This is a genomic window from Pseudoalteromonas sp. OANN1 (assembly GCF_024124685.1).
In the GTDB taxonomy this organism is placed as follows: Bacteria; Pseudomonadota; Gammaproteobacteria; order Enterobacterales; family Alteromonadaceae; genus Pseudoalteromonas; species Pseudoalteromonas piscicida.
The window spans coordinates 1-19,273 of the sequence record NZ_JAMXSE010000036.1 but is presented as its reverse complement, the minus strand read 5'-3'; the positions used below and the strand labels follow the sequence as shown (position 1 = coordinate 19,273).

Below are 19,273 nucleotides of genomic sequence, written 5' to 3'. Positions count from 1 at the left end.
GCACACAAATTATTATTATAGTTTACAGCCCTACAGGACCGTTTTTTAATTTACTGTGATTGAACTAACGCTAGCGCCTTAGGCCAATGCGAGGCTAGCTGTTCAATACCTGTTGTTTTGATTGATTCTTCACCAGTGATTATAGCGCTTTTATCCAACAGGGAAAGCGCTTGTTTGGTAAAATATACATCGGGCTCTATGCCTTTACCTTCAATTGATGTACCCGCAGGTGTGTAGTATCTCGCTGTCGTTAACTTTAATGCTGTAGTACCATTGCCAATCGGGATCAAGGATTGCACTGAACCTTTACCATAGGAACGTAAGCCAACGACTAAGGCACGTTTATTATCCTTGAGTGCGGCCGCTAAAATCTCGGCAGCTGAAGCGGAATTATTGTTGATTAATACCAAAATAGGCGCACCATTTAAAATATCTCCCCGCTTTGCAATGTAAGCCTGATTGGCGTCATAGAAGCGGCCTTTGGTCGTGACGATTGTGCCACTATCTAAAAAAAGATCTGAGATTGCCACTGCACTATTAAGTGTGCCGCCGGGGTTGTCACGTAAATCAATAACCAGCTTTTTCAATGGACTGCCTAACTGTACTTGTAGTCGGTTTATGTGTCTTGCAACATCATGATAGGTGTGGTGGTTAAAACTGTTGACACTCAAAAAACCGGTACCGTCGTTTAAGAGTTTACTGGCGACACTTTCAATGACTATCTCTTGACGTTTAAGCTCAAGTGCAACTAACTCGTCTTGTCTTAATACCACTAAATTGATGAGGTTTTTATTTGCAGCTTTGAGTAGGGCAGACACTTCTTCTATCGATTTGCCCGCGACATTAGCGCCATTGATTGCGTGGAGTTTATCACCGCTCTCTATTCCTGCTTGAGCTGCAGGTGAGTTGGGCAGGGTATCCAAGATAATCACGTAATTATCTTGCTCTTCGACTTCAATACCAAGCCCTGTGTAGCGCCCATTTGCTGCACTGAAGATGGATTCCAAGTCTTCCTCGTTGAGGTATTTAGAGTAGGGATCTAAATTGTCAAAGAGACTCGACAAGTTGCCTGCGTTATAGCGACTGAGAGGTAAGTCTTCAACATAATAGGTGTGGATATGATACAGGATTTCATCGATTTCTTGAGCCGAAAACTTTTGTGTAGACGCGTGACTAAAAGCGCTAAAACTTAACAAAAGCAGGAAGCTTAATAATGCAACATAGCGCGCTGCAAGCGCGTAAAAACGGGTTTGTCTATTCATGTGCTGCTCCTCATCAAGGTGCAGCACGGGTTATTCAGTTAACTGGATCTGCACCATTTTATCGGATCTACAGCGCTTCCCTTATGCCGTATTTCAAAGTATAGACCAGGATCTCTTTGTCCGCCGCTTTGTCCTACCAAAGCGATCACTTCACCACTGCGAACTTGATCGCCAACATCGCGAAGTAGTGTTTGAGCGTGGCCGTATAGGCTCATAAAACCATGCCCATGATCAAGCACAATAACCCAGCCAAAGCCATTTAACCAATCTGCATACACAACTTGACCGGGAGCGACACTCGCAATTTCAGCCCCTTCTTTTGCGCCAATGAGGACGCCCTTCCAATTCATGCCTGCATGCTTGCTTTGGCCGAATTTATGCTTAATTCGACCTTTGGCCGGTAAACTCATTTTGCCTTTGAGTTTGGCTAGTCCATCTAAGCGTACTTCGGCTTCTCTTTGTGCCTTGGCAAGCTCTTCTAAAGTTTGGATTAAGGTTTGCTCATTTTCTTTTAAATATGCGATAGCAGAGCGTGTTTCACTGAGTTTGTTATTTAGGTTTGCAAGCTGGTTTTGGCGTTCTTTCTGCGCCTTTTTGAGCGCTTCCAAGCGTTCATTTTGATGGTTTTGTAGCGCTTCTAAGCGTGCTTGCGTCTGTGCTAACTCAGCTTGAGTCTGTGCCAATTCTTGGCCGATAGATTTGAGTTGTTCGAGTTGTTTAATGCGTGCTTTATTTAGGTAATCATAATAGGCAATGGTGCGCTCGAGCTTTGTTGCATGCTCTTGATTAAGTAACATTCTGGAATAATCATGAGAGCCCGTCATGTAGGCACTTTTTAGCTGAGCCGCAAGGATCTTTTCAAATTTTTTCTTGTCGTTTAACAGCGTGCTTTCTTGCTTTTTAAGTTCGGCCTGTTCGGTTTGGTTTTCTTTGATCCCTACTTCTGTGAGTGAGATAGCTTTGGCACTTTTGGCGATATCAAGTTCGAAGGCTTTGAGCTTGGCTTCGTGACTGTTAATTTCACCGCGCTGCTTTTCTAACGCTTGTTGGCTAGCTTTAAGCTGTTGCTGAACTTCGCTTAAGTCTTGTTTGGTTCTAGATTCGTTGGCAACAGCGGGCGCTGTTGGCATGAGTAATGCCGCACCGAGAAGTGCGGCATAGTGAAATGTCGTTTTTAACGGCATACAGGCAGGCCGTTATTTTAAACGCATAATTGGAGTGCCTGTCATCTCGCTAGGCTGCTCCATACCAAGTAAATGCAGCATTGTTGGTGCAACATCGCTTAGTGCTTTTCCTGCTTGTGGCTCTGCATCACGACCTACATAAATAAATGGTACAGGCTCACTAGTGTGTGCTGTGTGAGCTTGGCCCGTTTTCGGGTTTTGCATTTGCTCAGCATTGCCGTGGTCTGCTGTGATCAGAGCTTCACCACCGGTTTCTTTTAACGCTGCAACCACACGACCGATACACTTATCAACGGCTTCACATGCTTTTACTGCGGCTTCGAATACACCAGAGTGTCCAACCATATCACCATTCGGGTAGTTACAGATAATGACGTCAAACTCACCGCTATGAATGGCTTCAACTAACTTATCCGTTAGCATTTCTGAGTTCATCTCTGGCTGCAAGTCGTAAGTGGCGACTTGTGGAGAAGGAATAAGCTCACGTTTTTCACCTTCAAAGAGATCTTCGCGACCGCCGCTAAAGAAGAAAGTGACATGGGCATATTTTTCCGTTTCTGAAATACGCAGCTGAGTTTTGTTGTGCTTAGCTAGCCATTCACCTAGCACATTTACAAGTGCTTCAGGCGCGAAAGCGATAGGGGCTTTAATGTCGGCAGCGTACTCAGTCATCATAACAAACGCACTTAGGTCCGGTGCTTTGCGTTTTTCGAAGCCATTAAAGTCAGCATCGACAAAAGCACGGGTCATCTGGCGCGCTCGGTCTGCACGGAAGTTCATAAAGATAACCGTATCACCATCATTGATAGTTGCGGCAGGTTGCCCAGCTTCGGTGATCACTGATGCTTTAACAAACTCATCATTTTCATCACGCGCGTAAGCAGCTTGTAGCGCTTCAACGCCATTACGATAAGTAAAATCAGCGTCGCCACTTACCATCAGGTTATAAGCAAACTCGACACGGTCCCAGCGATTGTCACGGTCCATAGCATAGTAGCGACCAATAATAGACGCTAGGCGGCCACAATTGAGTGACTGCATCAAGGCTTCCATTTTCTCAATTGACGCTTGTGCGCTACGAGGTGGTGTATCGCGGCCATCCAAAAATGCGTGCAAATAGACGGTTGCACCGCGCTCAGCCGCTAATTTAATCGCTGCAACAATGTGATCTTCATGACTGTGAACACCACCTGGGCTCAATAATCCCATTAGGTGAACGGCTTTGCCCTTTGCCACTGCTTTGTCGATATTCTCAACCAGAGCTGGATTGTGCTCAAACTCACCATCGTCAATCGCTTTAGTGATCCGCGTGAAGTCTTGATAAACCACACGTCCCGCACCGAGGTTAACGTGGCCAACTTCGGAATTCCCCATTTGTCCATCCGGTAGACCAACATCAAGGCCTGAACCTGAAATCAAGGTGTGTGGAGCAGAGCGCCATAGTTCATCTAATACTGGGGTATTGGCTGCTAAAATAGCATTGCTCTCGCTTTCTTCGCGATAGCCCCAACCGTCTAAAATCATTAATACCAATGGCTTTTTCTTAGCTGTCATTTGCGCTCCTGAAATCCTGAATTAGGCACGATGTTGATGTCTTATAGCAAACGCTACAAGGTTAGATTAACTAACTTGGCCTGCAGCGCTTCGATAAGCTTGCTCTGGTTGCTGACAAGTAGAATACCTGTTTTTGTATGAATATTCAGCCCCACAGCGATGAATTATCTACTTTGAGATTGATATTTGCTCATGTTGAACAAGTCTGTTTTGTCGAGAATAAAGCAGGTATACTTGCTGCCACTTTATCGTTTAATAATTTTTGGTTGATAAATTAATGGAACAATACGTTGCGTTTTTAGGTAACCATCCGGTACTTAGCATCATTTGGGTTGTGTTAGCCGCGATGTTAGTGAGTAGTTGGTTTAAAAGTCAGTTTTCTAAAATTAGACAAATTAATCCTCAGCAGTTGACTATGCTTGTTAACCGCCAAGATGGTCAGGTACTCGATATGCGTGCAGCAAAAGAGTTTAACCAAGGCCACATTGCAGGTTCTGAGCAGGTGAATGCGGAAAAACTCAAGCAAAAAGATTTTGCTGGTCTTGAAAAACATAAATCTAAGCCCATTATATTGGTCTGTAACACAGGTATGACGGCATCTGCTGTTGCTGATAATATGCACAAAGCTGGATTCGAGCAAGTGTACGTATTATCAGGTGGTATTGGCGCATGGCAAAGTGCGGGTTTACCAATCTCTAACGGAAAATAACTGAGGTCTATGATGAGCCAAGTCGTAATTTACACCAAAGACTATTGTCCATTTTGTCATCGTGCAAAAGCACTATTAGATGCAAAAGGTGTCACATACACTGAGTATGATATTGGCGCACAGCCTGAGCTTCGTGACGAGATGATCGAAAAAGCCAACGGTGGCTATACCGTGCCACAAATCTTTATCGCTGAGCGCCATATTGGTGGTTGCGACGATATGATGGCGCTTGAAGCGCAAGGCGAACTCGATAAGCTATTAGAAGCATAAGATTGATTGAGCTTTAGCTCAGCTTACTTTTTATAATGACTGCTAGGAACTAGCAGGATCACAACAGAATTTAGGAAATTATCATGGCAGAACAAAACCAAGCAGCAGAACAACAACAAGAAGGCGCTCAGTTCAACATTCAACGCATCTACACTAAAGATGTATCGTTTGAAACGCCAAACTCACCAGGTATCTTCCAAAAAGAGTGGACACCAGAAGTTAAGCTAGACATGGACACACGTTCAGCAAAGCTTGATGACAACGTTTTTGAAGTTGTTCTAGCGCTAACGGTAACGGCAACTATTGGTGAAGAAACTGCATTCCTATGTGAAATCCAACAAGCTGGTATCTTTGCAATTGCAGATCTTGAAGAAATGCAAATGGCACACATGCTAGGCGCATTCTGCCCTAACATTCTATTCCCATATGCGCGTGAAGCGGTAGCTAGCCTAGTTAACCGTGGTACTTTCCCACAGTTAAACCTTGCGCCAGTTAACTTTGACGCATTATTCGCTCAGTATATGCAGCAACGTGCGGCTCAAGCGCAGCCTGAGCAAACTGCTGACGCATAATTGATGAGTACAGCAAAATCAGCTGTAACTGTATTAGGGGCGGGGTCTTATGGCACCGCCCTTGCTATTTGTTTCGCCCGAAATGGTCACCAAGTGACACTGTGGGGACGCAATAGCGAACACGTTGAGGCGCTAGCAGCTGAGCGTAAAAACCAACGTTATCTTCCTGACACCCAGTTTCCAAACACGCTTGAACTTGAGGCCGATTTAGAAACGGCTGTTAAGTCTAGCGAGCGTATTTTGGTGGTTGTGCCAAGTCATGCGTTTGCAGACACCTTGAAGAAGATTAAACCTATGCTACTTGAGAATGCAAAAGTAGCTTGGGCAACCAAGGGGCTGGAACCGAATACTGGGCGATTATTGCAAGAGGTTGCACTGGACGTGTTAGGTGACGATGTGCCGCTGGCGGTGCTAAGTGGACCTACTTTTGCAAAAGAAATGGCAGCAGGGTTACCTACTGCTATTTCAGTGTCTTCGATTTGTGCAAAGTTTCGTGAAGAGCTTGCAGAGCTGTTGCATTGCGGTCGCTCGTTTCGGGTGTATAGCAATGAAGACTTTATTGGTATTCAGCTCGGTGGCGCGGTCAAAAACGTTATCGCAATTGGCGCGGGCATGTCTGACGGCTTTGGTTTTGGTGCCAATGCCAGAACGGCGCTTATTACCCGAGGACTTGCTGAACTTTGTCGTTTAGGATGTGCTTTAGGCGCGCGTTCTGAAACCTTTATGGGTATGGCAGGACTGGGTGACCTGATTCTCACTTGTACGGATAACCAGTCGCGTAATCGCCGCTTTGGTCTTGCACTTGGCTCGGGAAAGTCGGTCGATGAGGCGATGTCGAGTATAGGTCAGGTGGTCGAAGGCTATCGCAATACCAAAGAAGTTTATCTACTTGCCAAACGCACAGGTATTGAAATGCCGATCACCGAGCAGATCTATCTAGTGCTTTATGAGCAAAAAGATGTGAAAGAAGCCGCGATGGCATTGCTTGGTCGCGAAAAGCGAGCTGAGTGAGTTGCCTATGGAAGCCAAAGCAACTATTGCTTTGGTTTTTCAATGAATAAGAAGTAGAGTGGAACCTCTATTTGATAAGTATAAAAAGGAGTATTTATGAAAATTCAATTATTGATTGGTTTGCTGATTTTAGGCAGCTGTTGGGGAGCTGCAGCAAAGACAGTATATGCTGATATAAAGTCAACCCAGTTAAGTCCATCTATAGAAACTTCCATTTGGCAAAAGAAAGGTAATAGCACACCTAAATATCCACTAGCATTAGCAAAGCGCAAGCTTGCTGGATGTACCGTATTCAAGGTGATGATTGGTGCTGATGGCAAAACTGATGATATAGTACAAATTGCTAGCATTCCATCCACAAAATTGGCTAAGCACGCTAAACAACTTATTAAAAGTTGGCAATGGTCTCCTGTTGATACGCAGCACCTTGGGCGAGAAGAAAAGTTGATGAGAATTGATTTTTGCCTGGGCGGTGCCGATTTAGCTGACGCGCAAATGCGTTGTGAAGCTCAAGCTAAATTGGACTGTGAATAAATAAAAATCCGTTAGCTTAAACTTCAAATTAAGTAAATTTGGGGAGTGTGATACTTACTCTCCAAACTTAATGTTATAGCGACGTTTAAACCACAGTAAAAATGGGATTTCAATCACGCTAAATGCGACAATCGTAAACACCACCCAATTACTCTTAAAAAACACTAACGAAAATTCGATATCCTTGCCATAGTACAAACTTCCAGACACAACTAAAGAAACCGCAGTAACCAATAAATCTTGTTTGCTGATACTGGCGAGGCTTTTCTCTTTTAACTTTGGGTAAACGAATACATAGGCCACAAAAAGTAGAATAAAGTTGAGTAAAATAAGCGTTAGCTCAGGTGACATGATTACCTCTATGCCTTGTGTATCATTCGGCACAAGATAACATAATTTCTTAGCTTAATGCCTCATTGAAACGCTTTTTATCTGATACTGAACAGGTATAATGGTAAATCCAACTTTTGAGGTGCACATGATCTCCAAGAATCAACAAAAACTACTTCGTGCTTTAGGGCAAAAAAAATATCGCAAACAACATGGCCTGTATTTAGTACAAGGCGAGAAGAATGTGATTGAGTTAGTTGATGCTGGGTTGGCTGTTGAACAGTTGTTCGCGACCAATGAGTTCATGACAAAGTATAAATCCAAACTCGTTAATATTACCTGTGTAGAAGCAGAAGAGGAAATGCTGAGCAAGGTGAGTACTTTGGTATCAAATAATGCGGCGATAGCGGTCGTTGCAATGCCGCCGGCAGAAGAAATCAATACAGCTGGGTTGGTGTTAGCATTAGATGGAGTCTCAGACCCGGGTAATCTCGGTACCATTATTCGTCTTGCCGATTGGTATGGATTAACGCAGCTTGTGGTAAGCGAAAACTGCGCGGATCAATTTAACCCTAAAGTGATCAGCGCCACCATGGGCTCATTTGTGCGAGTTAATGTGGTGAGAACCGATCTCGAGGCCTTTTTAAAGCAATATCAAGGCGAATGCTATGGAGCATTTCTTGGTGGTGAAAGTGTGCATCAGTGCCAATTTAGTCGTAATGCCGTGTTGGTCATGGGCAGCGAGTCCCATGGTATTAGCGATACCATAGCGGCTCACATCAATAAAAAGGTGACTATTCCTGCGTTTGGCGGTGCTGAGTCATTGAATGTGGCGATGGCTACTGGGATCATTTTGGATAATATTAAACGCTGTCATTGCTAACTCATAGATCTTACTAATGAATTGCCTTATTCTCAAAAGTAACCGCGAACAACAATAATAAGCTATGCGACTGAGTAGCATCAAACTGGCCGGCTTTAAATCTTTCGTAGAGCCAACCAAGATCCCGTTTCCTGACCAGATGACATGTGTGGTTGGGCCAAACGGCTGTGGTAAGTCTAATGTTATTGATGCGGTTCGCTGGGTACTGGGTGAAAGCTCTGCGAAAAATCTCCGTGGCGATGCCATGACGGACGTTATTTTTAACGGTTCGACCAAACGTAAACCTATCTCGCAAGCTTCTGTAGAACTGATTTTTGATAATACTCAAGGCCGGTTGCCCGGCACGTTTGCAGATCGTAATCAAATTGCCATTAAGCGCTTAGTAACGCGAGATGGCCAATCTCTTTATTTTTTAAATGGGAGTAAGTGCCGTAAGCGCGATATCACGGATATCTTTTTGGGTACTGGCCTAGGTCCTCGCAGTTACGCAATCATAGAGCAAGGGATGATCTCTCGCTTGATTGAGAGTAAGCCGCAAGAGTTAAGAGTTTTTTTAGAAGAAGCCGCCGGGATTTCAAAATATAAAGAGCGTAGACGAGAAACCCAAACTCGGATCAAGAGTACCCGCGAAAACATGGAGCGTTTGCTCGATGTTAGGCAAGAGCTACAGAGTCAGCTAGATAAACTGGCACTTCAAGCACAACAGGCGAGCGAATATAAGTCTTTAAAGTCGCAAGAGCGTGACTTAAAGTCTTGGATAGCGATTTTAAAGTGGCAAAGCCTTGAGCAAAAGCAGGCAATCAAAGCCAAAGAAATTGCCAAACTCAATGAAAAATTAGCATTTTTTAATGAAGCTCACACTGGTCATGACAGCATTTTAGCGACGTTAGAACATGAAATTAAGCATTGCAACGATGGCTATGAGCAAGCACAACATAGCGTGCACCGAATTGAAACCCAGTTGGCAACGCTTGAGCAACAGAAAGTCAATCTAACTGACAAAAAGCGTCAGCTTATTGAGCAGTCTCAAATACTGAAATCACAACAGCAAGAAGTGATTGAGGCGCAAGACGAGCAAGCCGAGTATGTGGCGAGCAGCGCTGAAAAAGTCGCTGAAGTTTCTGAACGACTTGAAATTGCGCTATTGCAACTGGAAGAAATTCAACTCACAAATGAGCAAAGTGACACAGAGCAGGCTCAGTTAGAAGCGCAGTTTAGTGGCGCACAGAAGCAGTACCAACAAATACATGCTCAGGTACAGCAAGGGGCAAGCCAATTAGCGCAACAACAGCAAGCTAAACTGCACATAGACAAGCGTCAGGCTGAACTGCTGGAACAGGCAGACGCGCATCACGCATCTATGTTGGAAAATGACTTGGCTGAAGCTCAGGATGCACATCATCAGCTGGTTCAAGCGATGGCTAAATTACAAAGCCAAGCTGGTAAGTTGCAAGACCAAGAGCAAGCCAATAAAGAGGAAATCTTACTGGCACAGGCTCATGCTCAAAAATCGATCCAGGTGTTACAAGAAGTGCAATCTGAAATAAAAGCGTTATCACGCTGGGCAGAGGAAACATCGGAGGCTTCATCTGCGACTATGTTATCGCAACTTGTTGTCGAGTCCGGGTATGAAGAATGCGTGGAAGCGGCACTGCTTGGGTTGACGCATTTGGTCGTTGAGCAAAGCGAAATGAATACGCTATGGCCCATCGAACTCGAAGTTCCCGTTGATTCCGTCGCGACAAAAATAAGCTCAGGACTATTCCCCAGCTTTTTAACGAAAATAAAATTATGCGCTGAACCTACAGACTTTAAATCGTGTGAACAATTTCTTCTCGGCGTGACGGTCGGTGGCGTTATTGTGGGAGATAACTTCAAGGCCAAGGCGAAAAGCAATGAAGAGAGTGGCGCGTTAAAACGCTATGCCCAATTGCAGTCATGCCAATCTCAGCTTCCTCATTTACAACAACTCACCGAAGAGGCCGAGCAGGCTGTAGCACAAAAACGTATTGCCCTTGAAGACACGCAAGCTGGCTTATTGGAAACACAGCAATGCGTTCACGAAAAGGCCCAAGCAATCGCCAGCCATAAAACCAAAATTGAAATGCTGGATGAGAATCTGAGCATTTGGCGTGAGCAAGGACAGAAAATTCAAGAACAACTTGATGCCATTGCTCAAGAACGAGCTGAGGTCATCGAACAACTTGAACTTTATACTGAACAGCAATTACAACGTGATGAGTTGCTAGCGCAAGCACAACAAACACAACAACTGGCCGAGGCTAAGTTGGCCGAGTTTAAACAACATAGTCAATCTCGACGCGCCGCATTACAAGAAGCACAGCAATTAGTTCATACCACTAAACTTGCATCACAGCAGGCTGAAAGTGAACTACAGCTCAGCAATTCTAAATTGGAACACTTGCAACATCGTCGCGATGAAATAAACCAGCGCATCGAGCAAACACAAGCAGATATTTTGCTTTGTGAAGAGCCGCTCGCGGAGGCGCATGAAGACATTGAATTATTGCTCGCCCAACATCTAGAAGCCAAGGCGCAAAAGCAAACGATGTTGGATACGCTCAACCAAGCCAAGGAAAACCTTTCCCAAAAACAAGCGGCATTAAAAGATGCGCAAGGCGAAGTGGGTAAACTCAATGAGTCTTTGCAACAAGTGAAACTTGAAGAGCAAAGCTTGATGATAAAGGCGCAAGCGGCACTTGAACCTTTGCAGGAGCTTGGCCGGACGCTAAAAGCGGAGCTGGCGCAATTACCTGAGAATGCAAATTTGGGGCAGTATCAAGCTAATTTGAGTCGAGTCAGTAATGATCTTGGCAAGTTAGGGGCTGTGAACTTAGCTGCAATTGAAGAGTTTGAAGAAGCGAAGGCACGTAAAACCTATTTAGATACACAGCTGGATGATCTCACTAATGCGTTAGAAACGTTAGAAGCGGTGATCAGAAAAATTGATAAAGAGACCAAAACCCGCTTCAGCGCCACCTTTAATCAAGTGAATGAAGACTTAGCTGAGCTGTTTCCTAAAGTGTTTGGTGGGGGGAATGCATATCTAGAATTAACTAGCGATGACCTGCTAGAAAGTGGTGTTTCTATCATGGCAAGACCGCCTGGTAAGAAAAACTCTACAATTCATCTGTTAAGTGGTGGAGAAAAAGCGCTGACCGCATTATCATTGGTGTTTTCAATATTCAGGCTTAATCCAGCCCCATTCTGTATGCTGGATGAAGTAGATGCACCGCTTGATGACGCAAACGTAGGGCGATTTTGTCGTTTGGTTGAAGAGATGTCGCAAACAGTGCAATTTATTTATATCAGTCATAATAAGGTCGCTATGGAAATGGCGGGTAGACTGACGGGGGTAACCATGGCAGAACCCGGGGTGTCGCGTATGGTTGCCGTAGATATAGAACAAGCGGTGCAAATGGCACAGGCATAACAACAAAAAAGGTGAGCAATGGCCACAGAGTTAAGATGGGCATTAATCGTGATCAGTGCGTTGGTCATAGGCGGGTTACTCATACATGGACTTTGGTCTGTTCGTAAGAAGAACAGCGATAAAGCTTCAAAAAAGGAGCCCAATGAACTCAAAGAGCAAACGCCGAGTCACGATAAAGAGCCTGACGAACCTGAAATTGGAGAGATGACCTTTAGTGCGGTGGATGACGAGCCTGCGACTGAGGGCATTTTAGCGACGGAAGAGCCTGAAACTGAGGTGCAAACCGAGAACAGTGGATCTGAAGAGGCTGAGCTTGAAGAGAGTGCAATAGAGCCACAAGACTTTATTATTCTTCACGTTGATATGCCTGAAGGCCTGAAAATGGCAGGTTCAAGGTTGTTACCAACCGTGTTAAGCCTTGGATTTAAATATTCTGATGAGGGCTTCTTCAATCGCCATTTAGAGCCGTCCGGAAACGGTCCTGTGTTATTTAGATTGGTAAACATGTACAACCCAGGTACGTTTGACATCGATAACATGGAACAATTTAGCACAGCTGGCATTAGCCTATTTATGACCTTACCTTGTGAAGGCGATAACTTGGCTGCATTTAATATGCTTCACAGTGCATCGAAAAAACTAGCTGAAGAGTTTGGCGCAACGGTACTTGATAAAGACCGCGAACCGTTAACGGTTGAAGCCGTGCGCGGTTATGTTGAAAAAGTGCGTGAATTCGCCGCTTAATCGCTACTTAGAATCATTTTTAAGCCACTGGCATCTGCTGGTGGCTTTTTACGTTTAGAGGTTTAAATGTCAGACAACATTGAAAGCCAAGTTGCAGCTCTTAGGCAGCAACTCGAAGATTACAATTACCAATATTATGTTCTAGATAACCCAAGTGTGCCTGATGCGGAATATGATCGTGTAATGCGCCAGTTGATGGCGCTTGAGCAGCAGCATCCTGAGTTACAAAGTCCTGATTCCCCATCGCAGAAAGTGGGTGGTGAAGCGCTTAGCAAGTTTGAGCAAGTAACACACAGAGTACCTATGTTGTCGCTTGATAATGCCTTCGACGAGAGTGAATTTACGGCATTTAATCGCCGTCTAAAAGAGCGCCTACTGACAAGTAAAGATGTTACTTTTTGCTGTGAACCAAAGCTCGATGGCTTGGCGGTGTCTATTTTGTATCGTGATGGTGTGCTCGTTCAAGCGGCGACAAGGGGAGACGGTCAAGTTGGGGAAAACATTACGGAGAACGTCAAAACCATTCGCAATATTCCGCTGAAACTGCGTGGAGAACATATTCCGCATGAAGTAGAAGTGCGTGGTGAAGTCTTTATGGATACTGCGGGTTTCATTAAGCTAAATGAAACGGCGCAAGCAAAAGGTGATAAGACCTTTGCAAACCCAAGAAATGCGGCTGCGGGAAGTCTGCGCCAATTAGACTCAAAAATCACCGCTAAGCGTCCGTTGATGTTTTATGCTTATTCTATGGGCTTGGTTGAAGGCGGTGAGCTGGCCAACGAGCATTATGCGCAACTACAGCAATTACAAGGTTGGGGCTTGCCAATGAGCCCTGAGACAAAGCTTGTCGATAATGCACAGCAAGCTTTGGCTTATTATCAAGATATCATGACGCGCCGTGCTGAGCTTCCCTATGAAATCGACGGCGTAGTGATCAAAGTGAATGATAAAGCGCAGCAAGAGCAGCTTGGCTTTGTTGCTCGCGCGCCGCGCTGGGCGATTGCATTTAAGTTTCCAGCACAAGAAGAGATCACTCAGCTGCTTGATGTTGAGTTTCAGGTCGGTCGTACTGGTGCGATCACGCCCGTTGCACGCTTAGAGCCTGTTTTTGTTGGTGGTGTTACGGTATCGAATGCCACGCTTCATAATGGTGATGAAATTGCGCGTTTAGGTGTAAAGATTGGTGATACCGTTATTGTACGCCGAGCTGGGGATGTGATCCCTCAGGTAACTCAGGTCGTGTTAGATAGGCGTCCTGATGATGCCAAAGAGATTGAGTTTCCAGATACTTGTCCGGTGTGTGATTCTCATGTTGAACGTGTTGAAGGAGAAGCGGTTGCGCGTTGTACTGGCGGTTTAGTGTGCCGTGCACAACGTAAAGAAGCAATTAAGCACTTTGCATCGAGAAAGGCCCTCGACATAGATGGCCTTGGCGACAAAATAGTTGAGCAGTTAGTTGAGCGCGAGCTAATCAAAACCCCTGCCGATCTGTTTATCTTAAGACAAGGGCATTTTGAGTCTCTTGAACGTATGGGACCAAAGTCTGCTAAAAACTTGGTTGCGGCGCTTGAGGAAGCAAAGCAAACAACGTTAGCCAAATTTTTGTATTCCCTTGGGATCAGAGAAGTTGGTGAAGCGACAGCACAAAACTTGGCAAATCACTTCCTGACGCTTGAAAAAGTGATGGTCGCCTCCATTGATACTCTACAGCAAGTAAGTGATGTTGGTGTTGTTGTTGCGCAGCACATTCATAGCTTTTTTGCCGAGCAGCACAATCAAGAAGTGGTAACTGCATTGATTGAAGTGGGTGTAACTTGGCAAGATGTGGCAGCACCGTCAGAGGATGCACAGCCTTTAGCAGGGCTAACTTATGTGTTGACTGGAACCTTGAGCCAACTGAACCGCAACGATGCTAAAGCGAGATTGCAAGCGCTTGGCGCTAAGGTCGCGGGTAGTGTGTCGAAAAATACGGATGCAGTTTATGCCGGCGAAAAAGCAGGCTCTAAGCTCACTAAGGCACAAGAGCTAGGTGTTGAGGTGTTCGATGAAGAGGCGCTGATCGCACTGTTAAACAAATACGAGTAGTAAAATGAAATCAGTAACACGATACGGCCCTGAATACTGGGATAAATATGGCGTTTATCGTACGCCAATCGCTTTTAATTTAGCGCTGGTCGTGTTGCTCCGCCCGTTGCTTATTTGGGTGTTTTCTGCACTAGCGAGACGCCCAGACTTGGATTTGATGTCGCTATTCTTTGAGTCTAAGTTTCACTTTTTTGTCGCGACAGGGATCGCTTGTATCGCGCTCATACCAACCGTTGTGTTTTCTCTTAGGCGGCCAACAAGCTCTCCAAAGCTCGCAGTCGTCTGGCGTTATATGCGTTTGCCACTTATATTAACAGCGGTACTCGATTTGGCGTGGTTAACCCTGCAAGCTGGGAAAACCCATTATAGTTTTTCTCCTTATATTGCCGTACAAATTGTATTGGTGAGTTGGGTACTTTTATATTTAATTAAAAGTCGCTATCTAAGCTGCTTTTTTGGCGATTGGCCACTTCCTGTTGAAGAGCAAAAAACAGAAGTAAACAAGAGAGAGAATTGAGATGTTAAAGTGGTTAGATATACTAAACTTTGCCAGAAATGGTAATCCTGTTGCTCCTCGCAGAGTTGATAAATCGGACCAGCAATGGCAATCAGAGCTTGCTCCAGAAACTTACATGATCACCAGGAAAAAGGGGACTGAACGCCCGTTTAGCTCACAAAGTTGTCAGCTTTTTGAACCTGGTAAATACTACTGTGTATGCTGTGGCGAGCTGTTATTCGATGCCGAAGAAAAGTTTGATAGTGGCTCTGGTTGGCCCTCGTTTACACAGCCTGCAGCAGTGGAAGCGGTGGCATATCATGGCGATAAGAGCCATGGAATGATGCGCGTCGAAATCACTTGTAATGTGTGTGATAGCCACTTAGGTCACGTATTCCCTGATGGCCCTGAACCAAGTGGACTGCGTTATTGTGTTAATGCCCTTGCAATGGAAAAGAAATAACTCAATTGCGATAAAACAAGTGATTACTCAAAGTCGAGTTTCATTTCATTTAGTTTAGCTTTGAGTTTACCGTAGCGGATCTGCTGTTCACTATCCAACTCAGACTGATTTAGCAAGGTAGTACAACGCTTTGCTAAATTGGAATTAAAAGTACTTCCTGACTTAGCACAACTATCACTCATACATTGCAGTAAATTTAGCGCTATTCCTGAGTTTTTAGGCATAATTCTAAAGGCTTGAGTGAATGCCTCCAAAGCGGTTTCATATTGTCCTTTGTTAAACTGTGTGACCGCATGGTTATTCAGCTCTCTAGGACCCATGGTGATCTCTTTTTTCTCTTGCTGCTGCTGATATAGATAGTGCATTGTGATGGGATCTGCGCTTGAGTTGTGGCGCTCACAGTGGGCAATAACTTGACTAAATAGCTCCTGAGCTTTGTGGTTTAATCCCACCTCATGTAGTGCTTTTGCTTTGTCTAAAGTGGAATCTACCGAGCGAATAACGGGTTCATCTTCTAACTGTTCTAGCAGTTGTTTCGCTTTTTTATGCTCATCTTTTAGATAATGGACGCGGGCGTTGAGGACATCGATTTGCGCTTGGGTTTGTGCGTTTGGAAATTGTTGTTTTAAATCACTCAGGTATTGTTGCGTTTGTCTTGTGAGACGAGTGACTTGGTCTGATTGATCGGTACTCAGAGCAAAATCTATTCCTGCTCGTGCGGCGTTCAAATACACTTCTGGTTTGTCATGGATAGAGTAGCGCGCGAAACTTGCTATATCTTTATGTGCTTTATAGCTGGCTTCATAGTCGTGATTAATTTGCGCAACTCGACCAAGTGACTGTTGCCTATTTATATTTCTTGGTGCCATCTCAATTGCTTGCTCTAACAATTGTTGGGCATTCTCATATTGATTTAGCTTTATTTCGAGTTTGCTCAATAAATCGAGCGCAGGAAGACGAGTTTCTGGTCGCTCTATTAAGGTTTTCAACATCTTTTGAGCGATAACATCTTCATTGTTGGTAATGAGCGCCTCGACCAAGCCTAGCTTTGCCCATGTAAACTTTTGTAGAGCCAAAACCGACTTGTAAAAAGACTTAGCTTCTTCTAATTGATTGAGCCTGAGTAGAAGTTCTCCTTTTAGCTTTAGGAGTAGGGAAGTGTAGTTATGATCTTTGTTATCTAGTTCTAGATCTAGCGCTTTCAAGGCCTTTGAGTAGTTCTTATCGTCTACAAGCAAGTTTATATGCCTTAAAGCCTGTTTACGCTTTAAAACTCGTTCTATACGGTTTTGTAGTTCTTTTATTGAAAAGGGCTTAACTAAAAAGTCATCAGGTTGGAGTTCAATAATACTATGGACTAACTCGGGGCTAGTTTCAGAAGAAATAAAAATAAAAGCGGTACTTGAGCGAATTAACTGTTTGGAGCGCAACTCTTCATAAAATTGATAGCCATTTTGCTTTTTTGCTAAACCAAAAGAGCATACGATGAGATCAAACTTATTGATGGTACAAAGCTCTTTTGCACTGTCTGCACTTTCTGCAAATTTTAAATTTCTGAAATCTAACTGTTCTAAAGATTGTTTCATATAGCTCAATGCTAATGGTTGATCTTCAACGATTAACATTTTGGCATTTTGAATAGATGGAGCTGACATAGAAACAATTTTTAGACAATGGCTTTGCTTCTAGTCTAGTACTTAGGTGTAGTTTTGAAAACAAAAATTAACTCATTTTTAGTAGGTTAGTCTATTTAGCTTATCCCAACTATTTACTGAGGTTAGCGGCAAAATAGTTAAGGGTATAACAAAAATTTGGGAGGCTTAGTAGAGTAATTAATTAGTTAATCAATGAGAAAAACGGGTTGTTTCTATGGACTTAATGGCAGGTTTAAACTTATTCATTTTGATGTGCTGTTTGAGTATGTGATAAGTAACAACGACAGTACGGAAAGTGAAGTGGTATACTGAATTTAAAGTTGTGGTTTTAGCCTTGCTTAGGCTTAGTGCGATGTTTTGAATCGACCACTATATCTAGAAAATAAAGTGGTGGGTTGTACTGGACTTGAACCAGTGACCCTCGCCTTGTAAGGGCGATGCTCTCCCAACTGAGCTAACAACCCAAATTGTGTTTCAATTTATACTCTTGAATGGAGTTATGGTGGGTTGTACTGGACTTAACCAGTGACCCTTGCCTTGATCAGGCTTAGTGCGATGCTTTGCATCGACCACTCTATCTAATAAAGAATAAAGTGGTGGGTTGTACTGGACTTGAACCAGTGACCCTCGCCTTGTAAGGGCGATGCTCTCCCAACTGAGCTAACAACCCAAATTGTGTTTCAATTTATACTCTTGAATAGAGTTATGGTGGGTTGTACTGGACTTGAACCAGTGACCCTCGCCTTGTAAGGGCGATGCTCTCCCAACTGAGCTAACAACCCAAATTGTGTTTCAATTTATACTCTTGAATGGAGTTATGGTGGGTTGTACTGGACTTAACCAGTGACCCTTGCCTTGATCAGGCTTAGTGCGATGCTTTGCATCGACCACTCTATCTAATAAAGAATAAAGTGGTGGGTTGTACTGGACTTGAACCAGTGACCCTCGCCTTGTAAGGGCGATGCTCTCCCAACTGAGCTAACAACCCAAATTGTGTTTCAATTTATACTCTCGAATAGAGTTTAATGTCCAATTCTAATCTAAGAGTAGAAGTGGTGGGTTGTACTGGACTTGAACCAGTGACCCTCGCCTTGTAAGGGCGATGCTCTCCCAACTGAGCTAACAACCCAAATTGTGTTTCAATTTATACTCTCGAATAGAGTTTAATGTCCAATTCTAATCTAAGAGTAGAAGTGGTGGGTTGTACTGGACTTGAACCAGTGACCCTCGCCTTGTAAGGGCGATGCTCTCCCAACTGAGCTAACAACCCAAATTGTATTACAACGTCTGCCGTTGTGGGGCGGTATTATAGGTTTAGTTTGAAAAGAGTCAACACTTAACTTTAAAAAACTATGCTGTGTGATGTTTTTATGCTCAATGCTTTAAGCTCTTCATTATAGAAGAGGTGAGGGGGCTTATATTTTTGTCCTAGAACCATCTTATTTTGGGGGAAATAAGTTGCTGTGCTTTGCATGTTATAGCGCGAAATTAAGCAGGGTTGGATACCATTCGGAAAAAGAAAAGAGCCGTAAATCACTCTGGCCTAATTGGATTTAAAACAAAAAGGCAGAGATGCGGTAACTATGCGTTTTAAATTGTGTAATAAATAATCCAATTCAAGGTGTTAGGCTTGCAAAGGGGAGTCATTTGGTTATATTCTACGCTTCTTGATTTAAAATGAATCAGTTAGAAAAAACTTTCATAAAAGTTGTTGACTTTATTTTTGCTCCTGCATAGAATGCGCCCCGCACTCAGCGATACAGGCTAGCAGTTCAGGTCTGACTATTATGGGGCTATAGCTCAGCTGGGAGAGCGCTTGCATGGCATGCAAGAGGTCGACGGTTCGATCCCGTCTAGCTCCACCAATTTATCGTTAGTGCATATGTCCTAGTACATAATTCAAATGGCAACGCCTCGAGTGCGAAGTTGTTTGTTATTGTGTCCCCTTCGTCTAGAGGCCTAGGACACCGCCCTTTCACGGCGGTAACAGGGGTTCGAATCCCCTAGGGGACGCCACTTACTTTGGTAGGTAACTCGGTTAGCAAGAGAATAAACAGCTAAATAAAG

Annotated in this window: 16 protein-coding genes and 8 tRNA genes; 13 read left to right on the top strand and 11 right to left on the bottom strand. The window is 44.0% G+C overall.

Translation table 11 applies throughout. The features are described 5' to 3' along the window. Nucleotides 1-50: 50 nt before the first annotated feature. The 3 genes from NH462_RS21965 to gpmM are packed head-to-tail and all read right to left on the bottom strand — an operon-like array spanning nt 51 to nt 4,000. On the bottom strand, nt 51-1,262 hold the full coding sequence (locus NH462_RS21965) for a S41 family peptidase (RefSeq protein ID WP_010378798.1): 1,212 nt from the start codon (nt 1,260-1,262) through the stop codon (nt 51-53). Nucleotides 1,263-1,300: 38 nt separating this feature from the next. Next, entirely contained in the window at nt 1,301-2,446 is a 1,146-nt protein-coding gene (locus NH462_RS21960; RefSeq protein ID WP_253107752.1) for a peptidoglycan DD-metalloendopeptidase family protein, read from the bottom strand. 12 nt (nt 2,447-2,458) lie between these two features. Next, nucleotides 2,459-4,000, bottom strand: coding sequence for a 2,3-bisphosphoglycerate-independent phosphoglycerate mutase (gpmM, locus tag NH462_RS21955; RefSeq protein WP_010378803.1), 1,542 nt, complete (start codon nt 3,998-4,000; stop codon nt 2,459-2,461). A 277-nt stretch (nt 4,001-4,277) separates the two neighbouring features. On the opposite strand from gpmM, the gene NH462_RS21950 reads away from it, so the two are divergent. The 5 genes from NH462_RS21950 (at nt 4,278) to NH462_RS21930 (ending at nt 7,096) form a co-directional block, all read left to right on the top strand. Next, complete coding sequence (locus NH462_RS21950; protein WP_010378806.1) at nt 4,278-4,709, top strand: rhodanese-like domain-containing protein; 432 nt, start codon at nt 4,278-4,280, stop codon at nt 4,707-4,709. A gap of 12 nt (nt 4,710-4,721) precedes the next feature. Beyond that, nucleotides 4,722-4,979 (top strand): glutaredoxin 3, encoded by a 258-nt coding sequence (gene grxC / locus NH462_RS21945; protein ID WP_253107751.1) that lies wholly within the window; start codon nt 4,722-4,724, stop codon nt 4,977-4,979. An 83-nt stretch (nt 4,980-5,062) separates the two neighbouring features. Then, nucleotides 5,063-5,551 carry a protein-export chaperone SecB gene (gene secB, locus NH462_RS21940; protein WP_010607582.1) on the top strand — a complete coding sequence of 163 codons (489 nt, stop codon included), beginning with the start codon at nt 5,063-5,065 and terminating at the stop codon, nt 5,549-5,551. 3 nt (nt 5,552-5,554) lie between these two features. Continuing rightward, nucleotides 5,555-6,562: an NAD(P)H-dependent glycerol-3-phosphate dehydrogenase gene (gpsA, locus tag NH462_RS21935; protein WP_010378813.1), complete on the top strand. Its 1,008-nt coding sequence runs from the start codon at nt 5,555-5,557 to the stop codon at nt 6,560-6,562. A gap of 96 nt (nt 6,563-6,658) precedes the next feature. Next, a complete protein-coding gene (locus tag NH462_RS21930; protein ID WP_010378815.1) occupies nt 6,659-7,096 on the top strand; it encodes an energy transducer TonB in 438 nt (145 codons plus the stop codon). Nucleotides 7,097-7,150: 54 nt separating this feature from the next. On the opposite strand, the gene NH462_RS21925 is transcribed toward NH462_RS21930, so the two are convergent. Then, nucleotides 7,151-7,447 (bottom strand): hypothetical protein, encoded by a 297-nt coding sequence (locus NH462_RS21925; RefSeq protein ID WP_010378819.1) that lies wholly within the window; start codon nt 7,445-7,447, stop codon nt 7,151-7,153. A gap of 127 nt (nt 7,448-7,574) precedes the next feature. On the opposite strand from NH462_RS21925, the gene NH462_RS21920 reads away from it, so the two are divergent. From NH462_RS21920 to msrB, 6 genes are all read left to right on the top strand, one after another. After that, nucleotides 7,575-8,309, top strand: a complete 735-nt coding sequence (locus tag NH462_RS21920) for an RNA methyltransferase (protein ID WP_253107750.1) — start codon at nt 7,575-7,577, stop codon at nt 8,307-8,309. 64 nt (nt 8,310-8,373) lie between these two features. After that, nucleotides 8,374-11,763, top strand: coding sequence for an AAA family ATPase (locus tag NH462_RS21915; protein WP_253107749.1), 3,390 nt, complete (start codon nt 8,374-8,376; stop codon nt 11,761-11,763). 18 nt (nt 11,764-11,781) lie between these two features. Beyond that, complete coding sequence (gene zipA, locus NH462_RS21910) at nt 11,782-12,507, top strand: cell division protein ZipA (protein ID WP_010378826.1); 726 nt, start codon at nt 11,782-11,784, stop codon at nt 12,505-12,507. Nucleotides 12,508-12,573: 66 nt separating this feature from the next. After that, nucleotides 12,574-14,592 carry an NAD-dependent DNA ligase LigA gene (gene ligA / locus NH462_RS21905; RefSeq protein WP_045965889.1) on the top strand — a complete coding sequence of 673 codons (2,019 nt, stop codon included), beginning with the start codon at nt 12,574-12,576 and terminating at the stop codon, nt 14,590-14,592. A 4-nt stretch (nt 14,593-14,596) separates the two neighbouring features. Beyond that, entirely contained in the window at nt 14,597-15,109 is a 513-nt protein-coding gene (locus NH462_RS21900) for a DUF2919 domain-containing protein (protein ID WP_010378830.1), read from the top strand. Nucleotide 15,110: 1 nt separating this feature from the next. Next, on the top strand, nt 15,111-15,551 hold the full coding sequence (gene msrB, locus NH462_RS21895; RefSeq protein WP_253107748.1) for a peptide-methionine (R)-S-oxide reductase MsrB: 441 nt from the start codon (nt 15,111-15,113) through the stop codon (nt 15,549-15,551). A gap of 23 nt (nt 15,552-15,574) precedes the next feature. Here msrB and NH462_RS21890 read toward each other — a convergent pair whose 3' ends face one another. The 7 genes from NH462_RS21890 to NH462_RS21860 all read right to left on the bottom strand — a co-directional run bounded on the left by NH462_RS21890 (nt 15,575) and on the right by NH462_RS21860 (nt 18,476). After that, complete coding sequence (locus NH462_RS21890; protein ID WP_010378834.1) at nt 15,575-17,206, bottom strand: response regulator; 1,632 nt, start codon at nt 17,204-17,206, stop codon at nt 15,575-15,577. Nucleotides 17,207-17,594: 388 nt separating this feature from the next. Further along, a tRNA-Val gene (locus NH462_RS21885) sits at nt 17,595-17,670 on the bottom strand. 130 nt (nt 17,671-17,800) lie between these two features. Then, nucleotides 17,801-17,876 (bottom strand) — tRNA-Val (locus NH462_RS21880). A 36-nt stretch (nt 17,877-17,912) separates the two neighbouring features. Beyond that, nucleotides 17,913-17,988: transfer RNA gene (locus tag NH462_RS21875), tRNA-Val, on the bottom strand. 130 nt (nt 17,989-18,118) lie between these two features. After that, a tRNA-Val gene (locus tag NH462_RS21870) sits at nt 18,119-18,194 on the bottom strand. Between the two features lie 65 nt (nt 18,195-18,259). Beyond that, a tRNA-Val gene (locus NH462_RS21865) sits at nt 18,260-18,335 on the bottom strand. Nucleotides 18,336-18,400: 65 nt separating this feature from the next. Further along, nucleotides 18,401-18,476: transfer RNA gene (locus tag NH462_RS21860), tRNA-Val, on the bottom strand. A 519-nt stretch (nt 18,477-18,995) separates the two neighbouring features. Here NH462_RS21860 and NH462_RS21855 point away from each other — a divergent pair. Both NH462_RS21855 and NH462_RS21850 read left to right on the top strand, forming a co-directional pair. Beyond that, nucleotides 18,996-19,071 (top strand) — tRNA-Ala (locus NH462_RS21855). 75 nt (nt 19,072-19,146) lie between these two features. Then, a tRNA-Glu gene (locus NH462_RS21850) sits at nt 19,147-19,222 on the top strand. The last annotated feature ends 51 nt before the right edge of the window (nt 19,223-19,273 follow it).

Excerpts from the sequence above, each read along its gene's own strand:
- NH462_RS21965 (WP_010378798.1), bottom strand. The coding sequence starts at position 1,262 with ATGAATAGACAAACCCGTTTTTACGCGCTTGCAGCGCGCTATGTTGCA.
- NH462_RS21960 (WP_253107752.1), bottom strand. The coding sequence starts at position 2,446 with ATGCCGTTAAAAACGACATTTCACTATGCCGCACTTCTCGGTGCGGCA.
- gpmM (WP_010378803.1), bottom strand. The coding sequence starts at position 4,000 with ATGACAGCTAAGAAAAAGCCATTGGTATTAATGATTTTAGACGGTTGG.
- NH462_RS21950 (WP_010378806.1), top strand. The coding sequence starts at position 4,278 with ATGGAACAATACGTTGCGTTTTTAGGTAACCATCCGGTACTTAGCATC.
- grxC (WP_253107751.1), top strand. The coding sequence starts at position 4,722 with ATGAGCCAAGTCGTAATTTACACCAAAGACTATTGTCCATTTTGTCAT.
- secB (WP_010607582.1), top strand. The coding sequence starts at position 5,063 with ATGGCAGAACAAAACCAAGCAGCAGAACAACAACAAGAAGGCGCTCAG.
- gpsA (WP_010378813.1), top strand. The coding sequence starts at position 5,555 with ATGAGTACAGCAAAATCAGCTGTAACTGTATTAGGGGCGGGGTCTTAT.
- NH462_RS21930 (WP_010378815.1), top strand. The coding sequence starts at position 6,659 with ATGAAAATTCAATTATTGATTGGTTTGCTGATTTTAGGCAGCTGTTGG.
- NH462_RS21925 (WP_010378819.1), bottom strand. The coding sequence starts at position 7,447 with ATGTCACCTGAGCTAACGCTTATTTTACTCAACTTTATTCTACTTTTT.
- NH462_RS21920 (WP_253107750.1), top strand. The coding sequence starts at position 7,575 with ATGATCTCCAAGAATCAACAAAAACTACTTCGTGCTTTAGGGCAAAAA.
- NH462_RS21915 (WP_253107749.1), top strand. The coding sequence starts at position 8,374 with ATGCGACTGAGTAGCATCAAACTGGCCGGCTTTAAATCTTTCGTAGAG.
- zipA (WP_010378826.1), top strand. The coding sequence starts at position 11,782 with ATGGCCACAGAGTTAAGATGGGCATTAATCGTGATCAGTGCGTTGGTC.
- ligA (WP_045965889.1), top strand. The coding sequence starts at position 12,574 with ATGTCAGACAACATTGAAAGCCAAGTTGCAGCTCTTAGGCAGCAACTC.
- NH462_RS21900 (WP_010378830.1), top strand. The coding sequence starts at position 14,597 with ATGAAATCAGTAACACGATACGGCCCTGAATACTGGGATAAATATGGC.
- msrB (WP_253107748.1), top strand. The coding sequence starts at position 15,111 with ATGTTAAAGTGGTTAGATATACTAAACTTTGCCAGAAATGGTAATCCT.
- NH462_RS21890 (WP_010378834.1), bottom strand. The coding sequence starts at position 17,206 with ATGTCAGCTCCATCTATTCAAAATGCCAAAATGTTAATCGTTGAAGAT.